At 71.5% G+C, this 17,880-nt stretch carries 15 protein-coding genes; 10 read left to right on the top strand and 5 right to left on the bottom strand.

Annotated elements, in window-relative coordinates:
• Positions 1–120 precede the first annotated feature (120 nt).
• Together polA and ACFYZZ_RS36690 are read left to right on the top strand one after the other, a co-directional pair.
• Positions 121–2,847 carry a DNA polymerase I gene (gene polA, locus ACFYZZ_RS36695; protein ID WP_389185713.1) on the top strand — a complete coding sequence of 909 codons (2,727 nt, stop codon included), beginning with the start codon at positions 121–123 and terminating at the stop codon, positions 2,845–2,847.
• Between the two features lie 274 nt (positions 2,848–3,121).
• Entirely contained in the window at positions 3,122–3,529 is a 408-nt protein-coding gene (locus ACFYZZ_RS36690; protein ID WP_389185710.1) for a hypothetical protein, read from the top strand.
• Here the strand turns inward: ACFYZZ_RS36690 and ACFYZZ_RS36685 are convergent.
• Positions 3,447–4,304, bottom strand: a complete 858-nt coding sequence (locus ACFYZZ_RS36685; RefSeq protein WP_389185707.1) for a DUF4184 family protein — start codon at positions 4,302–4,304, stop codon at positions 3,447–3,449. The genes ACFYZZ_RS36690 and ACFYZZ_RS36685 overlap by 83 nt on opposite strands.
• Positions 4,305–4,622: 318 nt before the next feature.
• On the opposite strand from ACFYZZ_RS36685, the gene ACFYZZ_RS36680 reads away from it, so the two are divergent.
• From ACFYZZ_RS36680 to ACFYZZ_RS36670, 3 genes are all read left to right on the top strand, one after another.
• Positions 4,623–6,314, top strand: coding sequence for a lytic transglycosylase domain-containing protein (locus ACFYZZ_RS36680; RefSeq protein WP_389185705.1), 1,692 nt, complete (start codon positions 4,623–4,625; stop codon positions 6,312–6,314).
• Positions 6,315–6,469: 155 nt separating this feature from the next.
• Positions 6,470–6,604 (top strand): SPW_0924 family protein, encoded by a 135-nt coding sequence (locus ACFYZZ_RS36675; protein WP_389185702.1) that lies wholly within the window; start codon positions 6,470–6,472, stop codon positions 6,602–6,604.
• Between the two features lie 27 nt (positions 6,605–6,631).
• A complete protein-coding gene (locus tag ACFYZZ_RS36670) occupies positions 6,632–7,624 on the top strand; it encodes a DUF3068 domain-containing protein (protein ID WP_389185699.1) in 993 nt (330 codons plus the stop codon).
• Here the strand turns inward: ACFYZZ_RS36670 and hrpB are convergent.
• Complete coding sequence (gene hrpB, locus ACFYZZ_RS36665) at positions 7,614–10,139, bottom strand: ATP-dependent helicase HrpB (protein WP_389185696.1); 2,526 nt, start codon at positions 10,137–10,139, stop codon at positions 7,614–7,616. The genes ACFYZZ_RS36670 and hrpB overlap by 11 nt on opposite strands.
• 70 nt (positions 10,140–10,209) lie before the next feature.
• Positions 10,210–11,178, bottom strand: a complete 969-nt coding sequence (locus ACFYZZ_RS36660) for a class I SAM-dependent methyltransferase (protein ID WP_389185694.1) — start codon at positions 11,176–11,178, stop codon at positions 10,210–10,212.
• A gap of 227 nt (positions 11,179–11,405) precedes the next feature.
• Here ACFYZZ_RS36660 and rpsA point away from each other — a divergent pair, with 227 nt between their 5' ends.
• Positions 11,406–12,899: a 30S ribosomal protein S1 gene (gene rpsA / locus ACFYZZ_RS36655; protein ID WP_389185691.1), complete on the top strand. Its 1,494-nt coding sequence runs from the start codon at positions 11,406–11,408 to the stop codon at positions 12,897–12,899.
• Between the two features lie 163 nt (positions 12,900–13,062).
• On the opposite strand, the gene ACFYZZ_RS36650 is transcribed toward rpsA, so the two are convergent.
• Positions 13,063–14,022, bottom strand: coding sequence for a nitrous oxide reductase family maturation protein NosD (locus tag ACFYZZ_RS36650; protein WP_389185688.1), 960 nt, complete (start codon positions 14,020–14,022; stop codon positions 13,063–13,065).
• Positions 14,023–14,242: 220 nt separating this feature from the next.
• On the opposite strand from ACFYZZ_RS36650, the gene ACFYZZ_RS36645 reads away from it, so the two are divergent.
• The 3 genes from ACFYZZ_RS36645 to ACFYZZ_RS36635 all read left to right on the top strand — a co-directional run bounded on the left by ACFYZZ_RS36645 (position 14,243) and on the right by ACFYZZ_RS36635 (position 16,336).
• A complete protein-coding gene (locus ACFYZZ_RS36645) occupies positions 14,243–15,181 on the top strand; it encodes a PAC2 family protein (RefSeq protein WP_389185685.1) in 939 nt (312 codons plus the stop codon).
• A 77-nt stretch (positions 15,182–15,258) separates the two neighbouring features.
• Complete coding sequence (coaE, locus tag ACFYZZ_RS36640; protein WP_389185682.1) at positions 15,259–15,906, top strand: dephospho-CoA kinase; 648 nt, start codon at positions 15,259–15,261, stop codon at positions 15,904–15,906.
• 49 nt (positions 15,907–15,955) lie between these two features.
• The gene (locus ACFYZZ_RS36635; RefSeq protein WP_386574155.1) at positions 15,956–16,336 is read left to right on the top strand and encodes a tetratricopeptide repeat protein; all 381 of its coding nucleotides are present in this window, start codon (positions 15,956–15,958) and stop codon (positions 16,334–16,336) included.
• A gap of 208 nt (positions 16,337–16,544) precedes the next feature.
• Here the strand turns inward: ACFYZZ_RS36635 and ACFYZZ_RS36630 are convergent, their stop codons facing one another.
• Complete coding sequence (locus ACFYZZ_RS36630; RefSeq protein WP_389185679.1) at positions 16,545–16,859, bottom strand: DUF6343 family protein; 315 nt, start codon at positions 16,857–16,859, stop codon at positions 16,545–16,547.
• Positions 16,860–16,935: 76 nt separating this feature from the next.
• Here ACFYZZ_RS36630 and ACFYZZ_RS36625 point away from each other — a divergent pair, with 76 nt between their 5' ends.
• Positions 16,936–17,862, top strand: a complete 927-nt coding sequence (locus ACFYZZ_RS36625) for an acyltransferase domain-containing protein (RefSeq protein WP_389185677.1) — start codon at positions 16,936–16,938, stop codon at positions 17,860–17,862.
• The last annotated feature ends 18 nt before the right edge of the window (positions 17,863–17,880 follow it).

Genomic DNA, 17,880 nt, shown 5'->3' with positions numbered 1-17,880 from the left:
GAAGTACGCCTCCGATCCTCCCACGGGGCACCGACAGCGGTGAGCCCCGGTCCTGCCGGGCGACGGGCGCCGTGCATGCGCCGGCCCGGAGTGTCAGTGGGGCGTGGCAGGATCGGGGGCGTGGCAGAGACAGCATCGAAGAAGACCGACAAGAACCCCGGCGGCACCCGTCCCCGGCTGATGCTCATGGACGGGCACTCGCTGGCCTACCGCGCGTTCTTCGCGCTGCCCGCGGAGAACTTCACGACCGCGACGGGCCAGCCGACGAACGCGATCTACGGCTTCGCGTCGATGCTGGCCAACACCCTGCGTGACGAGGCCCCCACGCACTTCGCGGTGGCCTTCGACGTCTCCCGCAAGACCTGGCGCTCCGAGCAGTTCACCGAGTACAAGGCGAACCGTTCCAAGACCCCGGACGAGTTCAAGGGCCAGGTCGAGCTGATCGGCGAGCTGCTCGACGCCATGCACGCGCCGCGCTTCGCCGTCGAGGGCTTCGAGGCCGACGACGTCATCGCCACCCTCGCCACCCAGGCCGAGGCCGAGGGCTTCGAGGTGCTGATCGTCACCGGCGACCGCGACTCCTTCCAGCTGGTCACCGAGAACACGACCGTGCTGTACCCGACGAAGGGTGTCTCGGAGCTGACCCGCTTCACCCCGGAGAAGGTCTTCGAGAAGTACGGGTTGACGCCCGCCCAGTACCCCGACTTCGCGGCCCTGCGCGGCGACCCGTCGGACAACCTCCCCGGCATCCCCGGGGTCGGCGAGAAGACCGCCGCGAAGTGGATCAACCAGTTCGGCTCGTTCGCGGAGCTGGTCGAGCGCGTCGAAGAGGTCAAGGGCAAGGCCGGGCAGAACCTCCGCGACCACCTGGAGGCGGTCAAGCTCAACCGCCGCCTCACCGAGCTGGAGCGCCAGGTTGAGCTGCCCAAGACGGTCACCGACCTGGAGCGGAGCCCGTACGACCGCAAGACCGTCGCGATGGTCCTGGACACCCTGGAGATCCGCAACCCCTCCCTGCGCGAGCGTCTCTTCGCCGTCGACCCGGGTGCCGAGGAGGCCGAGACCACCCCGGTCGCGGTGGACGGCGTGGAACTGGACGGCAAGATCCTCGGCGTCGGCGAGCTGGCCCCCTGGCTGGCCGAGCACGGCACCGGGACCCTCGGCGTCGCCACGGTCGGCACCTGGGCCCTGGGCACCGGCTCGGTCGCCGAGATCGCCCTGGCAGCGGCCGGGGGAGCGGCCGCCTGGTTCGACCCCGCCGAGCTGGACGAGACCGACGAGAACGCGTTCGCGGCCTGGCTGGCCGACGCCGGCCGCGCCAAGGTGTTCCACAACGCCAAGGGCGCGATGCGCGTCTTCGCCGAGCACGGCTGGAGCGTTGAGGGCGTCGCCATGGACACCGCCCTCGCCGCCTACCTGGTCAAGCCGGGCCGCCGCTCCTTCGACCTGGACGCGCTGTCCCTGGAGTACCTGCACCGCGAGCTGGCCCCCGCCGCCGCGGCCGACGGCCAGCTGGCCTTCGGTGCGGACGACGGCGCCGAGGCCGAGGCGCTGATGATCCAGGCCCGCGCCGTCCTTGACCTGGGTGAGGCCTTCGAGGCCCGCCTCCAGGAGGTCGGTGCCGCCGACCTCCTGAGGGACATGGAGCTGCCCACCTCCGCCCTGCTCGCCCGCATGGAGCGCCACGGCATCGCCGCCGACCGCGCGCACCTGGAGGCGATGGAGCAGATGTTCGCGGGTGCCGTGCAGCAGGCCGTGAAGGAGGCGCACGCGGCCGCCGGCCACGAGTTCAACCTGGGCTCCCCCAAGCAGCTCCAGGAAGTCCTCTTCGGCGAGCTGGCCCTGCCCAGGACGAAGAAGACCAAGACCGGCTACACCACCGACGCCGACGCCCTCGCCTGGCTCGCCGGCCAGACCGACAACGAACTGCCGGTGATCATGCTCCGGCACCGCGAGCAGGCGAAGCTGCGCGTCACGGTCGAGGGCCTGATCAAGACCGTCGCCGGCGACGGCCGTATCCACACCACCTTCAACCAGACGGTGGCCGCGACCGGCCGGCTGTCCTCCACGGACCCGAACCTGCAGAACATCCCGGTCCGCACCGACGAGGGCCGGGCGATCCGCCGCGGCTTCGTGGTCGGCGAGGGCTTCGAGTCCCTGATGACCGCCGACTACAGCCAGATCGAGCTGCGCGTGATGGCCCACCTCTCCGAGGACGAGGGCCTGATCGAGGCGTTCACCTCCGGCGAGGACCTGCACACCACGGTCGCCTCCCAGGTCTTCTCGGTCGAGCGGGACGCGGTGGACGCGGAGATGCGGCGCAAGATCAAGGCGATGTCGTACGGCCTGGCGTACGGCCTCTCCGCCTTCGGCCTCTCCCAGCAGCTGAACATCGAGGCGGGCGAGGCGCGCGCCCTGATGGACACCTACTTCGAGCGCTTCGGCGGCGTCCGGGACTATCTGCGCCGGGCGGTCGACGAGGCGCGGGCGACGGGCTACACGGCGACGCTGTTCGGGCGCCGCCGCTACCTCCCCGACCTCAACAGCGACAACCGCCAGCGCCGCGAGGCGGCCGAGCGCATGGCCCTGAACGCGCCGATCCAGGGCACGGCGGCCGACATCGTCAAGATCGCCATGCTCAACGTCGACCGGGCCCTGCGCGAGGCGGACCTCAAGTCCCGCATGCTCCTCCAGGTCCACGACGAAATCGTCCTGGAGATCGCCCCCGGCGAGCGCAGGGCCACCGAGGAGATCGTCCGCCACGAGATGGCGAACGCGGTCCACCTGAGGGCTCCGCTCGACGTCTCGGTGGGCGTGGGCCCGGACTGGGAGTCGGCGGCCCACTAGCCTTCGGCGATTCGGCGGAGGGGCGTTTTCAGCCAAGGGCTGGACCACGCCCCTCCGTCGCCCGACGGTCGCTTCTTCCACGCCGGACGCCAAAATCTTCTCCGCCGCAACGGCGATCAGCCCCCCGGCGCACCCCAGCGGTGCCGAACCCACCGCACCCCCCACGGCCATCCCACCCACCCGCACCAGTCCCGGCCGAGCCCCCGGAGGGCGTTTCACTCACGTGGCCCCCGCCAAAACGCCCCCCGAGCCCCGCAGCCGCAACACTGCGAGCATGGGTATACGCATGCTCCACCGCCGGACGCCCGAGGCGCAGGGCGCCACCCCGGCCCCGGCGGACACCGCCTCGGACCGGGCCACGCCCGCCTCGCCGGTCCCGGCCCTCGCGGCCGACGCAAGCACCGCCCGCATCCCCGCCGACCTGGCCACGACCGTACGCAGGGCCGCGGCGGACCTCCGGCGCCGACTGGCCGCCCGCACCCGCCACGCCCCCGACTGGCGCGCCTGGCCCGATCTCGCCCGCGGCTACCTCGCGCTGCTGCTCACCCTGATCCCGGCAGCACGGCCCCGGCGCACCCTCACCGTGTTCGTGGCCCCCGTCATCGAGCGGCCGACCGGTCCCGGCGGGCACCGACCGCCGCTGCGGGACCGCCCGGAACCGGGGCCGGGCGCCACACCCTGACCCCGGCCGCGTACACCAGCACCCCGAGGACCAGCCCGGAGCCCACACCGAAGCACAGGGTGGGCACCAGGTCCCAGGGCTGCGCGTTCGCACCCCAGTACTCCCACCACCGCGTCGCCCGCTGCACGGCTCCTGCCAGGGCACAGCCGCCGAGCACGGCGGCCGCCCACCAGCGGTCACGTACGGACAGAGCGGGCACCCCCACCGGCTCGCCGGCCGGCGCCCGCCGAAGCGCGCGTACCAGGAACACGGCGATCACCACGGCGGCCACCGCGGACGTGCCGTACTGCAGCCACGAGTAGAGCGGCATGCCCGCCAGGCCCCGCCCGAGGGCCGGAACCAGCCGGGACCCCCACCGATCGTGATGCGTGAACGCGTCCCACACGACATGCGTCAGCGCGCCGAGCACCGCGGAGACGTACCACCACAGCACCGAAACGGCCCGCACGCGCGCGCGTGGCGCACCGCAGCGCAGCAGAGCGGCCGGCCGCCCCTGCCGGGCCCGGGGCAGCAGGGCCACCAGCGGTTCCCGGACGAGCAGCCACAGCCCCACCAGCGCCCAGGAGATGGGCACGTCAACGCCGGCCACACCGGCGAAGGAGTGCGTGACCGCCCCGAACTCCATGCCGCCCGGCAGGACGCTCGCGGCGTAGTAGGTCATGTCGGGCGCGAAGGAGCCCGCGACGAGCACCGACGGCACCAGCCGGCCCCGGCCGCCGCCGTCCCGGCGGATGGCGGGCAGCACGGCCGCCGCATGGCTGAGCGTGAACGGCAACAGAGCCCCCTGGAGCGGTCGTCGGCCGTGGTACCGGAACCGGTGATCATGCCCGTCCAGTATGCGTGAGTACCGTCCGACACCCGCCACACCAACGGAAGTTGGCCAACCGGTGAAAAACGGGCGCGAACCCGTGCCCGCTTCAAGGAAGCTGTCGTAGGGTCACCTGGGTCGCAGTGCCGGGCGCACGTTCGAACGTACGTCACGCGGATGGAAAGACGGAACAGGGGCAACCAGAGCACCGGGTCAACCGTCAGACCAGAGCGAGGCACACGGACGGAGACGGACGCAGGGGCGTCCATAGGAGGGGTTCACTCTATGGCGGCGCACATCGGCAGGCGGCTGCGCAAGGGAGCGGCGACCACCGCCGTGGCCGCGGCAGCGGTCGCGGCTCTGTCCGCGTCCCAGGCTCCGGGAGCCCCCGGCGAGGACCACGGCAGACAGGCCGCGGCCGGCGCCAGCGCCCCGGTACCGGACGTGGCCGCCGACGGCAACGCCACCGGCAACTCGCCGTACTACACGGACCTGCCGCCGCTCAACAGCCCCAACCCCAGCCCGTCGTCCACCATCGGCACGCCCGTCTCCCGGGGCCCGGCCGAGGCCGGTATCCCCGCGACGGTCCTCGACGCCTACAAGAAGGCCGAGGCCGAGCTGCGCAGCTCCAAGCCGGGCTGCAACCTGCCCTGGCAACTCCTGGCCGCCATCGGCAAGGTCGAGTCGGGCCACGCCCGCGGCGGCCGCGTCGACGCCGACGGCACCACGCTGAGCCCGATCCTCGGCCCGCAGCTCGACGGCAACGGCTTCGCGCTCATCAAGGACACCGACCACGGCGAGTACGACGGCAACAGCGCCTACGACCAGGCCGTCGGCCCGATGCAGTTCATCCCGTCCACCTGGGCCTGGGCCGGCCGCGACGGCAACGGCGACGGCAAGGCGGACCCCAACAACGTCTACGACGCCGCACTCGCCGCTGGCCACTACCTGTGCCGCAACGACTGGGACCTGTCCGGCGACGCCGGCCTGCACAGCGCGATCCTCAGCTACAACAACTCGCAGGACTACCTGAACCTGGTCCTGAGCTGGCTGGAGTACTACCGCAAGGGCAGCCACTCCGTGCCCGACGGCTCCGGCGGCGTGCCCTCCCACCGCAGTGACGACGGCTCGAAGCACACCACGAAGCCCTCCGACCCGCCGAAGACCAAGCCGGGCAAGCCCGGCGGCGACAAGGGGAACCACGACCCGAAGCCGCCGACGCCGCCGAAGCCGCCCACCCCCTCCGACACCGTGGACCACCTGGAGGACGCGAGCACCGGCACCGCGAAGCTCACCGCGATGGCCGGCGACGCGTTCGCCCAGCGGATCAGCACCCGCGCCGAGACCAAGGCCGGGTCGGCCGTCGGCAAGGTCCGGATCCGGTTCACCATCACCGGCGACACCGACGCCACCTTCGCCGGCGGCGAGACCGTGGCCACGATCGCCACCGATGCCAAGGGCGTGGCCCTGGCACCGGTGCTGGAGGCGGGCGAGAAGACGGGCACCTTCAAGATCACCACCGCTGTCGTCGGCCACAAGGCCAAGGGCGTCGACTACCCGGCCACCGTCACCGCACGCGCCGCCGACACCCTCGCCCGCACCAGCGACACCCCGCTGACCTGCACCCCGGGCGGCGAGTTCGCCGACCAGGTCCAGGTGAAGGCGACGTACAAGGGCACCGCCGCCGACAAGGTCGCGGCCACCGCCACCCTGATCAAGTCGGCCGACGACACCACCGAGAACGACAAGGGCCCCTACTTCAAGGACGCCGACGGCAAGGCCGTACGCACCCTCACCGGCCTCCAGACGGACGACAAGGGCCTGCTCACACTGCCGAAGCTGTACGCGGACGACGTCACCGGCACCTTCCTGCTCCGCATCACCACCACCGGCGGCGCGACCCTCACCGTCGAGCTGAACGTCGCCGCGGCCGACGCCTCGGCGAGCCCCTCGCCGAGCCCGTCCGCGACCTCCTGACGGCACCGGATCAACTCAGGGCAACAGGGCGCCTCTTCCGCCACGGCGGAGGGGGCGCCCTTGTCTGTGTGCGCGACGTGTTCTCATCTCGCGCGCGCGTTGCTACGGTGCCGCACCTGACGATCCATCAGGAACCGTCCGTCGGGAGGCCCCGCATGCGCGCCCTGATCGCCACCGCGACCGGTCTCGCCCTCGCGCTCGCCCTGGTCCTCGCGATCACCGCCATGGGCGCGCCGACGGGCCGGACGTCCCCCAAACCGCTGCTGACGACGGTGCCTTCGCACCCTTAGCAGCGCCCGTCCGGGAGGGAGGCCGGAATGCGCCGCAAGGCAAGCCTGGTCCTGCTCGCCTGTGCCGTGTTCTTCGCGGCGCTGTCCCCGCTGCTGCGCTGGTACGCCTTCCCGCGCCTGGCCAGGATCCCCGCGAACCAGTACCAGGACATGGTCCTGGAGGCCAAGGACGCGACCCTCCTCGACTACGGCTCCATGCGCGCGAAGAAGGTCTCCAAGGTGACCATCGTGCAGACCCTCAAGGGCAACGTGGAGGCCGCCGAGCGGATCGAGAAGACAGCCGGGCGGCCCGTCGTCGTCTGGGACGGGCTGTCCTACGTCCAGGGCCCCGACGGCAAGATGGTCTCCCGCATCCCGGAGCGCTACATCTTCGACGCCCACAGCCAGGACCCCGTCCACGCCACCGGCGAGTCGGTCGACGGGGACCCGGTCAAGCGGGACGGCATCGAGTTCAAGTGGCCCTTCCTGACCCAGAAGCGCGACTACGAGTACTTCGACGCGCAGACCCGCACCACCAGCCCCATCCACTACAAGGGCACCCTGACCTTCCGTGGCCTGAAGGTCTACTACTTCGAACAGACCATCCCCTGGACCAAGGTCGCCATGCCCAAGACCATGCCGGTCCAGGGCATCACCCCCGAGTCGGTGGCCAAGACCGGCACCACCCGCTGGTACAGCACGGTCCGGAAGTTCTGGGTCGAGCCCGTCACCGGAGCGCCCGTCTACGGCGAGGAGCTCCACAAGGAGGAGCTGCGCGGCGGCACTCTGCTCGGCGGTCGCGCCAAGGTGACGGCGTTCGCCGGGGACGTGAAGATGCGCGAGGACTACATCGAGCACACCGTCGCCCTGGTCGAGCACAACCGCACCCTGGTCCTGCTGATGACCTCCTACCTGCCCTGGGGCTTCCTGAGCCTCGGCCTGCTGCTCCTCGCGCTCTCCCTCTACCTGGAGGCACGCGGCCGCCGCCCCGAGGACCCGGCACCCACGCGGGCGACGGAACCCGAACCGGTCAGCGCCTGAGCCGCGCGTTGGTGTGCCGGGTGGGCTCGGCGGTCGCCGGGTCCTCGGGCCACGGATGCTTCGGATAGCGCCCGCGCAGCTCCGCGCGCACGCCCTTGTAGCCGTCCTTCCAGAAGGAGGCGAGGTCGGCCGTGACGGCGGCGGGCCGTCCGGCTGGGGAGAGGAGATGGACGAGCACCGGCACCCCGGCCACCGTCGGGGTCTCCTGCAGCCCGAACATCTCCTGCAGCTTCACCGCGAGGACGGGTCGCTCCGGGTCCCCGTAGTCGATCCGGATTCTGGACCCACTGGGTACGGCGATCCGTTCGGGCGCCAGCTCGTCCAGCCGGGCAGCCTCCCCGCTCGCCCAGGGCAGCAGCCGCGCGAGCGCCTGTCCGGCGTCGATCCGCCCGAGATCGGCCCGCCTTCGGGCCCGGCCCAGCTCCGGCTCCAACCACTCGTCCACGCGCGCGTGCAGCGCTTCGTCCGACACGTCCGGCCACGGCTCCCCCAGGTGCGCACGCAGAAACGTCAGCCGCTGCCTCAGCACCTCCGCCTCCGGGGACCACCGCAACAGCCCGAACCCCTCCTGCCGGAGCCCTTCGAGCAGAGCACCGCGCACCAGCCCGGGATCGACGTCCTTCAGCGGCCGTACGGCCAACTCGATGGCCCCGAGCCGTTCGACACGCCGGGCCACGACATCCCCGTCGGCCCAGTGCACCTCGTCCCGCTCCTCCAGCAGTGCCCCGGCCGCCTTCCGCGCCACGTCCTCGTGCACGCCGGCTCCGAGCCGCACGCGCGCGTGCCCCTTTCCGCCGGGCCGGTCGGCGACGGCGACGACGATCCAGGGGGCGTCGCGCAGCGCCGACCCTTCGGACAGCTCGGCCCGGGTCCCGGAAGCCATCAGATACGAACCGCCGTCGAGCTTGGCGACCCGCTCGGGGAAGGCCAGGGCGGCGACGAGGCCGGCGATCCTGTCGTCACCGGTGCCGGGTCCGGCCTGGACGTCCACGTGTGACGGACGGTCATGGGCGACCGGGTGGGAAAACTCCTCCGACAGGGCCCGCAACCGCCGTACTTCACGAGTCCACCGCCCCCCATAGGCGTCATCCCCACGCCGAGCACGCCGCAACGCACCGGCAAGGTCATCCCCGTAATCCCGCGGGACCTCTTCAGAGAGCAGAGCGACAACGGAGGCACCCCCACCGGACGTGTCCAGCAAAGCCCGCCCCAGCCGAGGGTGAACCCCCAGCCGCCCCAACCGCACACCGACCTCAGTGGCCCGACCGACCGAGTCCACCGCCCCCACTGCCGTCAGCGTGGAGCGCGCCGCAGCCATGGCCCCACCCGGCGGCGGATCCAGCAACGCCAGTCCGGAGGCGTCCGGATCGCCCCAGCAGGCCGCCTGAAGGGCGAACGCGGTCAGGTCGGCCACCTTGATCTCCGGCGCCGGAAAAGCCGGCAGACGGACGTCCTCCGCCTCCGTCCAGCACCGGTACACCACACCCGCCGCCTCACGTCCGGCCCGCCCCGCCCGCTGCCGCCCGGCCGCCCGCGACGCCCGTACCGTCGCCAGCCCGCTCAACCCGCGCGCGTGGTCCACGCGCGGCTCCCGCGCCAGCCCCGAGTCGACCACCACCCGCACCCCGGGCACCGTCAGCGACGACTCCGCCACGGACGTGGCCAGCACCACCCGGCGCCGCTCCCCGGGGGCCAGCACCGCGTCCTGCACGGCCGCCGGCGCCCGCCCGTGCACCTGCAGCACCTCGACCTCACCCGGATGGCCCAGCTGCCCGGCCACACGCGCGATCTCGCCCACGCCCGGCAGGAAACACAGCACGTCCCCCTCCCGCTCGGCCAGCGCCCGCCGCACCACCGACGCCACATGCCCCAGCAGCGCCGGATCGACCCACATGCCGTGCGGCGGCCGTACCGCACGCGCGGGCGGCGCCCAGACGACGTCCACGGGATGCGAGACCCCCTCGGCCTCCACCACCGGAGCATCGCCGAGCAGCCGCGCCCAGCCCTGTGCGTCCGTGGTCGCCGACGCGGCCACCAGCCGCAGCTCCGGCCGCAGCGTCTGCCGTACGTCCCACAGGAAGGCGGCCACCGTGTCGGCGTCCAGATGCCGCTCGTGGCACTCGTCGAGCACCACCACGTCGACGCCGGCCAGCTCCGGATCGCGTTGCAGCCGCTGCAACAGCACACCGGTCGTCACGACCTCCACACGCGCGCGGCGCCCCACGACCCGCTCGCCGCGCACCGTGAAGCCGACGCTCTCGCCGGGCTTCTCGCCCAGCAGCCACGCCATCCGCCGGGCCGCCGCCCGCGCCGCGATCCGCCGCGGCTCGGCCACCACGACCCGCCGCGTCGGACCGCCGCCGACCAGCCCCGCCAGGACGAGCGGCACCAGCGTCGTCTTGCCGGTGCCGGGCGGCGCCACGAGCACGGCGGTGCCGTGCCCCTCCAGGGCGTCGCTCAGGGCGGGCAGGGCGGCACGGACGGGCAGCGCGTCCAGGGCGTCGTAACGGATCACGCCCCTAGTGTCGTACGGCGCCGAAAACGCCCCGCACGCGTGCGTGCGGGGCGTCGGTGAGCGAGGTTGCTCAGTCCCGTTCGCAGACGAAGATCGCCGTACCCGGGATCAGGTTCCCGCGCAGGGGAGACCAGCCGCCCCACTCCGCGGTGTTCCAGGCCGGCCACTCCGGCTCCACCAGGTCCACGAGCCGGAAGCCCGAGGCCGCGATGTCCCGGACCCGGTCGCCGAGCGTCCTGTGGTGCTCGACGTACACCGCGCGGCCCTCCTCGTCCTGCTCCACGTAGGGCGTGCGGTCGAAGTAGGACGCGGACACCGACAGGCCCTCGGGACCGGGCTCGTCCGGGAAGGCCCAGCGGATCGGGTGCGTCACCGAGAAGACGAACCGGCCACCCGGGCGCAGTACCCGCCGCACCTCGCGCAGCACCAGCCGCGGGTCGGCCACGAACGGCAGCGCCCCGTACGCGGAGCACGCCAGGTCGAAGGAGCCGTCCGCGAAGGGCAGCGCGCCGGCGTCGGCGCAGATCAGGGGAAACGATCCGCCGATGCGCAGGGCGTGCTGGAGCTGACGGTGCGAGAGGTCCAGGGCCACCGGGTGGGCGCCCTGGGCGGCCAGCCAGCGCGCGCACTGCGCCGCGCCCGCGCCTATCTCCAGGACCTTCTTGCCCTTCAGGTCCTCCGGGGCGCCGAGCAGCTCGGCCTCCACCTCGTCCAGGCCCTCCGGACCCCAGACGAAACGGTCGTCGCCGAGGAACGTGCCGTGCTCGACCTGGTACTCGTCGGCGTTGCGGTCCCACCAGCCGCGGTTGGCCCGGGTGCTCTCCGCGACCCCCGCGTCACGTCGGGTGGCTTCCGGCTCGAACCCCTCAGGGTCGAGCGCTTCGGACTCTTGGATGATCGGCTCCCTCGTCGTACTCTTCCGTGCAACCCGCCCGGGCGAGTGCGTCACAGAAGGGGTCCCACGGCCCTGCGTGGCTTCCTGGGACGTTTCTTGTGCCGGGTATGCGGTGAACCGCCCCGGGTGTGCGCCTTCGCGCATTGACCATGTCCGGCTGCCCCCGTATGCTACAAGTTGCGCTGCGGGCCTGCGCACCTCAGACGTAGCAGGCTGCGCTCGCATCTGTTGTATGTCCCCTCGGTTGTCGAGGCGCCATCACCAGTTTCTGGTGAGGCGCTTCCTTGGCTGTCCGGCTTCTTCAGAGCGATACGGGCTCCCGGCGTAGCAGTACCTACGACTTCAATGTCCGTACCGGAGCCCTTTCCCACATGACGAGCAGCACCGAGACCACCGCCACCACCCCGCAGGTTGCGGTCAACGACATCGGTAACGAGGAAGCCTTCCTCGCCGCGATCGACGAGACGATCAAGTACTTCAACGACGGCGACATCGTCGACGGCGTCATCGTGAAGGTCGACCGGGACGAGGTCCTGCTCGACATCGGTTACAAGACCGAAGGTGTCATCCCGAGCCGCGAGCTCTCGATCAAGCACGACGTCGACCCGAACGAGGTCGTCGCCGTCGGTGACGAGATCGAGGCCCTGGTCCTCCAGAAGGAGGACAAGGAAGGCCGCCTGATCCTCTCGAAGAAGCGCGCCCAGTACGAGCGTGCCTGGGGCACCATCGAGAAGATCAAGGAAGAGGACGGCATCGTCACCGGTACCGTCATCGAGGTCGTCAAGGGTGGTCTCATCCTCGACATCGGCCTCCGTGGCTTCCTCCCGGCCTCCCTGGTCGAGATGCGCCGCGTTCGCGACCTCCAGCCGTACGTCGGCAAGGAGCTCGAGGCCAAGATCATCGAGCTGGACAAGAACCGCAACAACGTGGTCCTGTCCCGCCGTGCCTGGCTCGAGCAGACCCAGTCCGAGGTCCGCCAGACGTTCCTCACGACCCTCCAGAAGGGTCAGGTCCGCTCCGGCGTCGTCTCCTCGATCGTCAACTTCGGTGCCTTCGTGGACCTGGGTGGCGTCGACGGTCTGGTCCACGTCTCCGAGCTGTCCTGGAAGCACATCGACCACCCGTCCGAGGTTGTCGAGGTCGGCCAGGAGGTCACCGTCGAGGTTCTCGACGTCGACATGGACCGCGAGCGCGTCTCCCTGTCGCTGAAGGCGACCCAGGAAGACCCGTGGCAGCAGTTCGCCCGGACCCACCAGATCGGTCAGGTCGTCCCGGGTAAGGTCACCAAGCTGGTTCCGTTCGGTGCGTTCGTCCGCGTGGACGAGGGCATCGAGGGTCTGGTCCACATCTCCGAGCTGGCCGAGCGCCACGTGGAGATCCCGGAGCAGGTCGTCCAGGTCAACGACGAGATCTTCGTCAAGGTCATCGACATCGACCTCGAGCGTCGCCGCATCAGCCTCTCGCTGAAGCAGGCCAACGAGTCCTTCGGTGCCCACCCGGAGGAGGTCGAGTTCGACCCGACCCTCTACGGCATGGCCGCGTCCTACGACGACCAGGGCAACTACATCTACCCCGAGGGCTTCGACCCCGAGACCAACGACTGGCTCGAGGGCTACGAGAAGCAGCGCGAGGAGTGGGAGCGCCAGTACGCCGAGGCGCAGCAGCGCTTCGAGCAGCACCAGCAGCAGGTCATCAAGTCCCGCGAGGCGGACGCTGCCGCTGCCGCCGAGGGTGGCGGCGAGGCTGCCGCTCCGGCCGCGACCGGCGGTTCGTACTCCTCCGAGGGCGCGGACACCTCTGGTGCCCTGGCCTCGGACGAGGCGCTGGCCGCGCTTCGCGAGAAGCTGGCCGGTGGCCAGAGCTGAACGCTGCCGCTGAGGCTTAGCCGATAGCTGGCTGAGGGGCCGCACCTTTCGAGGTGCGGCCCCTCAGTCGTCTCTTGGGGGCCTTCGATTGCTCGACGTGTGCGGGCAGGCCGTGGCTGGGCGCGCAGTTGCCCGCGCCCCTAGGGAATCGCCGCGCCCCCGCTCAAGAAGTCACCGGGACATTGGTCAGGCCCTTGCCGCCCGTCGCCGTGTTGCTGCTGTACACCGTCGTCCTGCAGGCCGTGCTGTAGTTCGTCACGTTGATCGCCAGCTGGGTCGAGCCGGTGGTGCCGGTCAGTGTCGACTTGTTGTTCTTGAAGACCGTGCCGCAGCCCCAGCCGGACTGCTGGGTGTGGGTCTGGTAGCCGTCGTTGCTGGTGTTCCGGCCGGTGTTGTCCTGGACGAGGACGTTGTCGCCCTTCACGTCGACCCAGGAGTCGTCGTAGTTGGCGCCGGTCAGCCCGCTGCCGTCGAACGTGTTGCCGACGATCTGCGCGCCCGTCGTGCCCTCCTTGATGTCGACGTTCTCGCCGCCGACGTGGGGGCCGATCGTGTTGTTGAGGATCTGGATGCGGTCGCTCTTGTCGGAGAGCGTGTTCGCGGTCCCCACGTAGACGCCCTCGCCCATGCCCCGGCCGTCGTTCCCGGTGTCGTAGATTCTCGAATTCCTGATCACGCCGTCCGTGCTGGAGTTGCGGAAGTGCACGCCCTCCATGTCGAGCCCATGCACGGTGACGCCGTCCACCACCACACCCTTGGCCGAGTCGATCATGATGCCCTTCTGGCCGCCGGTCACGGTCAGCCCGCTGACCGTCCAGTAGGACGCGCCGTTCAGGTGCAGCCCGTAGCCGCCGCTCGCGGTGAGTACGGCCCTGGGGGAGCCGGTGAGGGTGATGCGGGCCGTGGCGCCGGCCGGTGAGGCCGCCTTGAAGTTGCCGGTGTACGTGCCGTCCGCGAGATGGATCGTGTCGCCCGGCTTCGCGCTGCTGAGCGCGGTCTTGAGCTGGGCCGCGGTGCCGACCTCGATGGTCGGGGCGGCCGGGGCCGGACTCGCGGAGAGGAGCAGGCCGCCGGTGGCGGTGGTCGCGGCGAGCAGGGAGGTGAGCAGCGTGCGCGTGCGCATGGGGGTGCCTTCCTGTCGTACGGACACAGATCTCATACAGGTCACAGATCTCATACATGAATTCTGTGCGTGAATGTGAACTCCGGTCTTCGTGAAGGTACGGACCAGTTGACGGGGCGTCAAGGTGTGCGGAGCGGGGCGCCTGATCAGCGGCCCGACGCGGGAATGCCCACGCCCCAGGGGACGTTGTCGAAGAGGAACACGAGGAGGAGCGGTCACAGTGCTTGATCCGCAGGGTTTGTACGCATGGGAGCCGAAGGGCCTGGCCGTCGTCGACATGGCGCTCGCCCAGGAGTCGGCCGGACTTGTCATGCTCTACCACTTCGACGGATACATCGACGCGGGTGAGACCGGCGACCAGATCGTCGACCGGCTGCTCGACTCGCTGCCTCACCAGGTCGTGGCCCGCTTCGACCACGACCGGCTCGTGGACTACCGGGCCCGCCGCCCGCTGCTGACCTTCAAGCGGGACAGCTGGACCGACTACGAGGTGCCCGCCATCGAGGTCCACCTCGTCCAGGACGCCACCGGCGCCCCCTTCCTGCTGCTGTCCGGGCCCGAACCGGACGTGGAGTGGGAGCGGTTCGCGGCCGCCGTACGGCAGATCGTGGAGCGGCTCGGCGTCCGCCTGTCCGTGAACTTCCACGGCATCCCCATGGGCGTCCCGCACACCCGCCCCGTGGGCCTCACCCCGCACGGCAACCGCACCGACCTGGTCCCGGGCCACCGCAGCCCCTTCGAGGAGGCCCAGGTGCCCGGCAGCGCCGAGTCGCTGCTGGAGTACCGCCTCATGGAGGCCGGACACGACGTCCTCGGTGTCGCCGCGCACGTCCCGCACTACATCGCCCGCTCGCCGTACCCGGACGCCGCGCTGAGCGTCCTGGAGGCCGTCACCGCAGCTACAGGGCTGGTGCTGCCGGGTATCGCGCACTCCCTGCGCACGGAGGCGCACCGCACGCAGACCGAGATCGACCGGCAGATCCAGGAGGGCGACGAGGAGCTGACCTCGCTCGTCCAGGGCCTGGAGCACCAGTACGACGCGGCCGCGGGCGCCGAGACCCGGGGCAACATGCTCGCCGAGCCGGTCGAGATTCCGTCCGCCGACGAGATCGGGCGGGAGTTCGAGCGGTTCCTGGCGGAGCGCGAGGGCGAGAGCTAGGCACGGTCGGGCCCGGCCCGGCCGCGGGGTCGACGCCGGGGGTCGCCCTGTCAGCGGCAGGGCCTAAGCTTCCGCTCATGCTGAAAGTGGGCCTGACCGGCGGCATCGGTGCCGGCAAGAGCGAGGTGTCGCGGCTGCTCGTGGAGCACGGGGCCGTGCTGATCGACGCCGACCGCATCGCGCGTGAGGTCGTGGCGCCCGGGACGCCCGGGCTCGCGGCCGTGGTGGAGGTCTTCGGCGAGGGGATCCTCGCCTCGGACGGCAGCCTGGACCGGCCCGCACTCGGCTCCATCGTCTTCGCCGATCCCGAGAAGCTGGCCGTCCTCAACTCGATCGTGCATCCCCTGGTGGGCGCCCGCTCCCTCGAACTGGAGAGCGCCGCGGCCGAGGACGCCGTCGTGATCCACGACGTGCCGCTCCTCACCGAGAACGGCCTGGCGCCGCTGTACGACCTGGTGGTCGTCGTCGACGCGAGCCCCGAGACCCAGCTCGACAGGCTCGTCCGGCTGCGCGGGATGGCCGAGGACGACGCACGCGCGCGTATGGCCGCGCAGGCCACTCGTGAGCAGCGCCGGGAGATCGCGGACATCGTGATCGACAACGACGTACCCCTGGACGCGCTGCGCAAGCGCGTGGCGGAGGTCTGGGACGACCTCGTGTGCCGGGCGCGCGAGCCGCGTGCGGCATCCGGGGGCGGGGGGCCGCGCGGCGGTGGCGCGGAATAGCCGTTCGCGTCAGGGCGTTGAACCGCCGCAGTGAGGGAAGGACTTTGCCGTGCCCGAGACCAGCGGTTCGACCGGACGCACTCCGGAGACGCATGTCATAGACTTCCGTGCCGCCGAGCAGCTGCTCAATGCGCGGGATCCGCGGGGTGCGGTGAAGCTGCTGGACGGAGTCATCGCCGCACATCCCGAGAACACCGCGGCCCGGCTGCTGCGTGCGCGTGCCTTCTTCGCGGCCGCGCAACTGCGGCCCGCCGAACTCGAGTTCACCATCGTGCTGGAGCGGGAGCCGGACAACGCGTTCGCGCACTTCGCGCTCGCCCGCACCTACGAACGCCAGGGCCGCGCCGACCAGGCCAAGCGTCACTTCCGGCTGGCCGCGGCGCTCGACCCCAACCCGGAGTACGTGAAGGCGGCCGGCTTCGAGTCCTGACCACCGGCGGGGCCGCGGCGGGGATTCCGTGCTGACGGGTCCGTGCCGGGGGGCGTCGGGGGCTCCGTGCTGACGGGTTCGTGCTGGGTCCGCGCCGGGCGCGCGCTGAGGAGTCCGCGCTGACGGATCAGCGCCGAGAAGGCCGTGCCCGACGGGTCCGTGCTGGGGCGCGCCGAGGAGTCCGCGCCGAGGTGTCCTCAGGCCGCCGTCACGGGTGCCGGGGCCGATGCGGGCGCGTGTAGGGCCGGCTGCTCGGCCGCGGGTAGGTCGGGTCCACCGGCTGGTACGGCGGTACGTCCCTGCCCGGCTGGTAGTGCGGGCCCTGCCGGATGTGCCTGAGGATCATGGTCATGTCGACGGTGGCCACCAGCCACAGCACCCCGCAGGCGGCCGCCCAGCCGGGGCGCCCGACGAGCGCGAACACCGCGGTTCCGAAGATCGCCCAGACCAGCCCCCACACGCTCAGCCAGAAGCGCGCTCGCAGCGCACTGCGCGCGGTCGCCGGCTCACTGCCCGTACGCATCGGATCACCACTCCTCCTTGCAACGTACTCTTCGGCGGGGACGTTCATCAACGACATTCGTCGAAGGGGATGCGCCGTGCTGCCGGACGCCGACGACCTGCCCGAAGTCCTCCTCGACCTGGCCGTGCCGCACGAGGAGATCAACGAACTGGTCGCGCTGCGCCGCACGGTGACGGGCGACCCGGGCACGCGGCGCCTCCTCGAACAGGGCGTCGAAGAGCTGCTCCGGGACCCCGGCGAGACGGGCCGCACACCCGACCTCGCCGAGCTGCTCGCATCCGCTCCGCCCGCGCTGCACGGCACCTTCGCCGTGTACGTCTTCGTCGCCGCGCTCCCGTACACCCTCGCCCACCACCGGGAACGCGGCATCCCGGCCGAGATCTCCCGGCGGACCCTGGCCGACCTGGGCCGTCACCTGGCCGTGCACCGCAGACGGCACGGCAGGGCCGGGGTGCAGTCGCCGCGCTGGCTCGCCCGTCACTTCCGCGGGGAGCTGTACCAGCTGGGGCGGCTGCAGTTCGAGCGGGCGCGACTCGGGCAGCACACCGCGCCGGTGATCGCGGCGGCCGGTCTGGACGCGGCCCCCGGCGCACCCTGCCTGAACCTGCACATACCCGACTTCCACGGCCCGCTGACGCCGTCCGCCTGCGACCGTTCCCTGGCGCAGGCCCGGGAGTTCTTCGCCCTGCACTTCCCCGAGGAGCGCCCCGAGGCCGTACTGTGCCATTCCTGGCTGCTCGACCCCCAGCTGAAGCGGTACCTGCCCGCACAGTCCAACATCGTCCGCTTCCAGGAACGCTTCCGCATCGCCCGTGGGGACACGGAACCGGCCGACACCGAGCCCGTCCAGTTCGTCTTCGGGGACCCGGACCTGCCGGTCGCCCAGCTGCCGCGGCGCACGTCCGTGGAGCGGGCGGTCGGCGACCATCTGCGGGCCGGAGGGCACTGGTACATCGGGCACGGCTGGTTTCCGCTTCAGGAGTTCCCGCTGCGCGGTGAATGACTCGAAGGAGTGAACCGG

This window comes from Streptomyces sp. NPDC001816 (assembly GCF_042892235.1).
Taxonomy (GTDB): domain Bacteria; phylum Actinomycetota; class Actinomycetes; order Streptomycetales; family Streptomycetaceae; genus Streptomyces.
The sequence above is the reverse complement of the archived record's forward strand: the minus strand, read 5'-3'. Positions and strand labels throughout refer to the sequence as shown.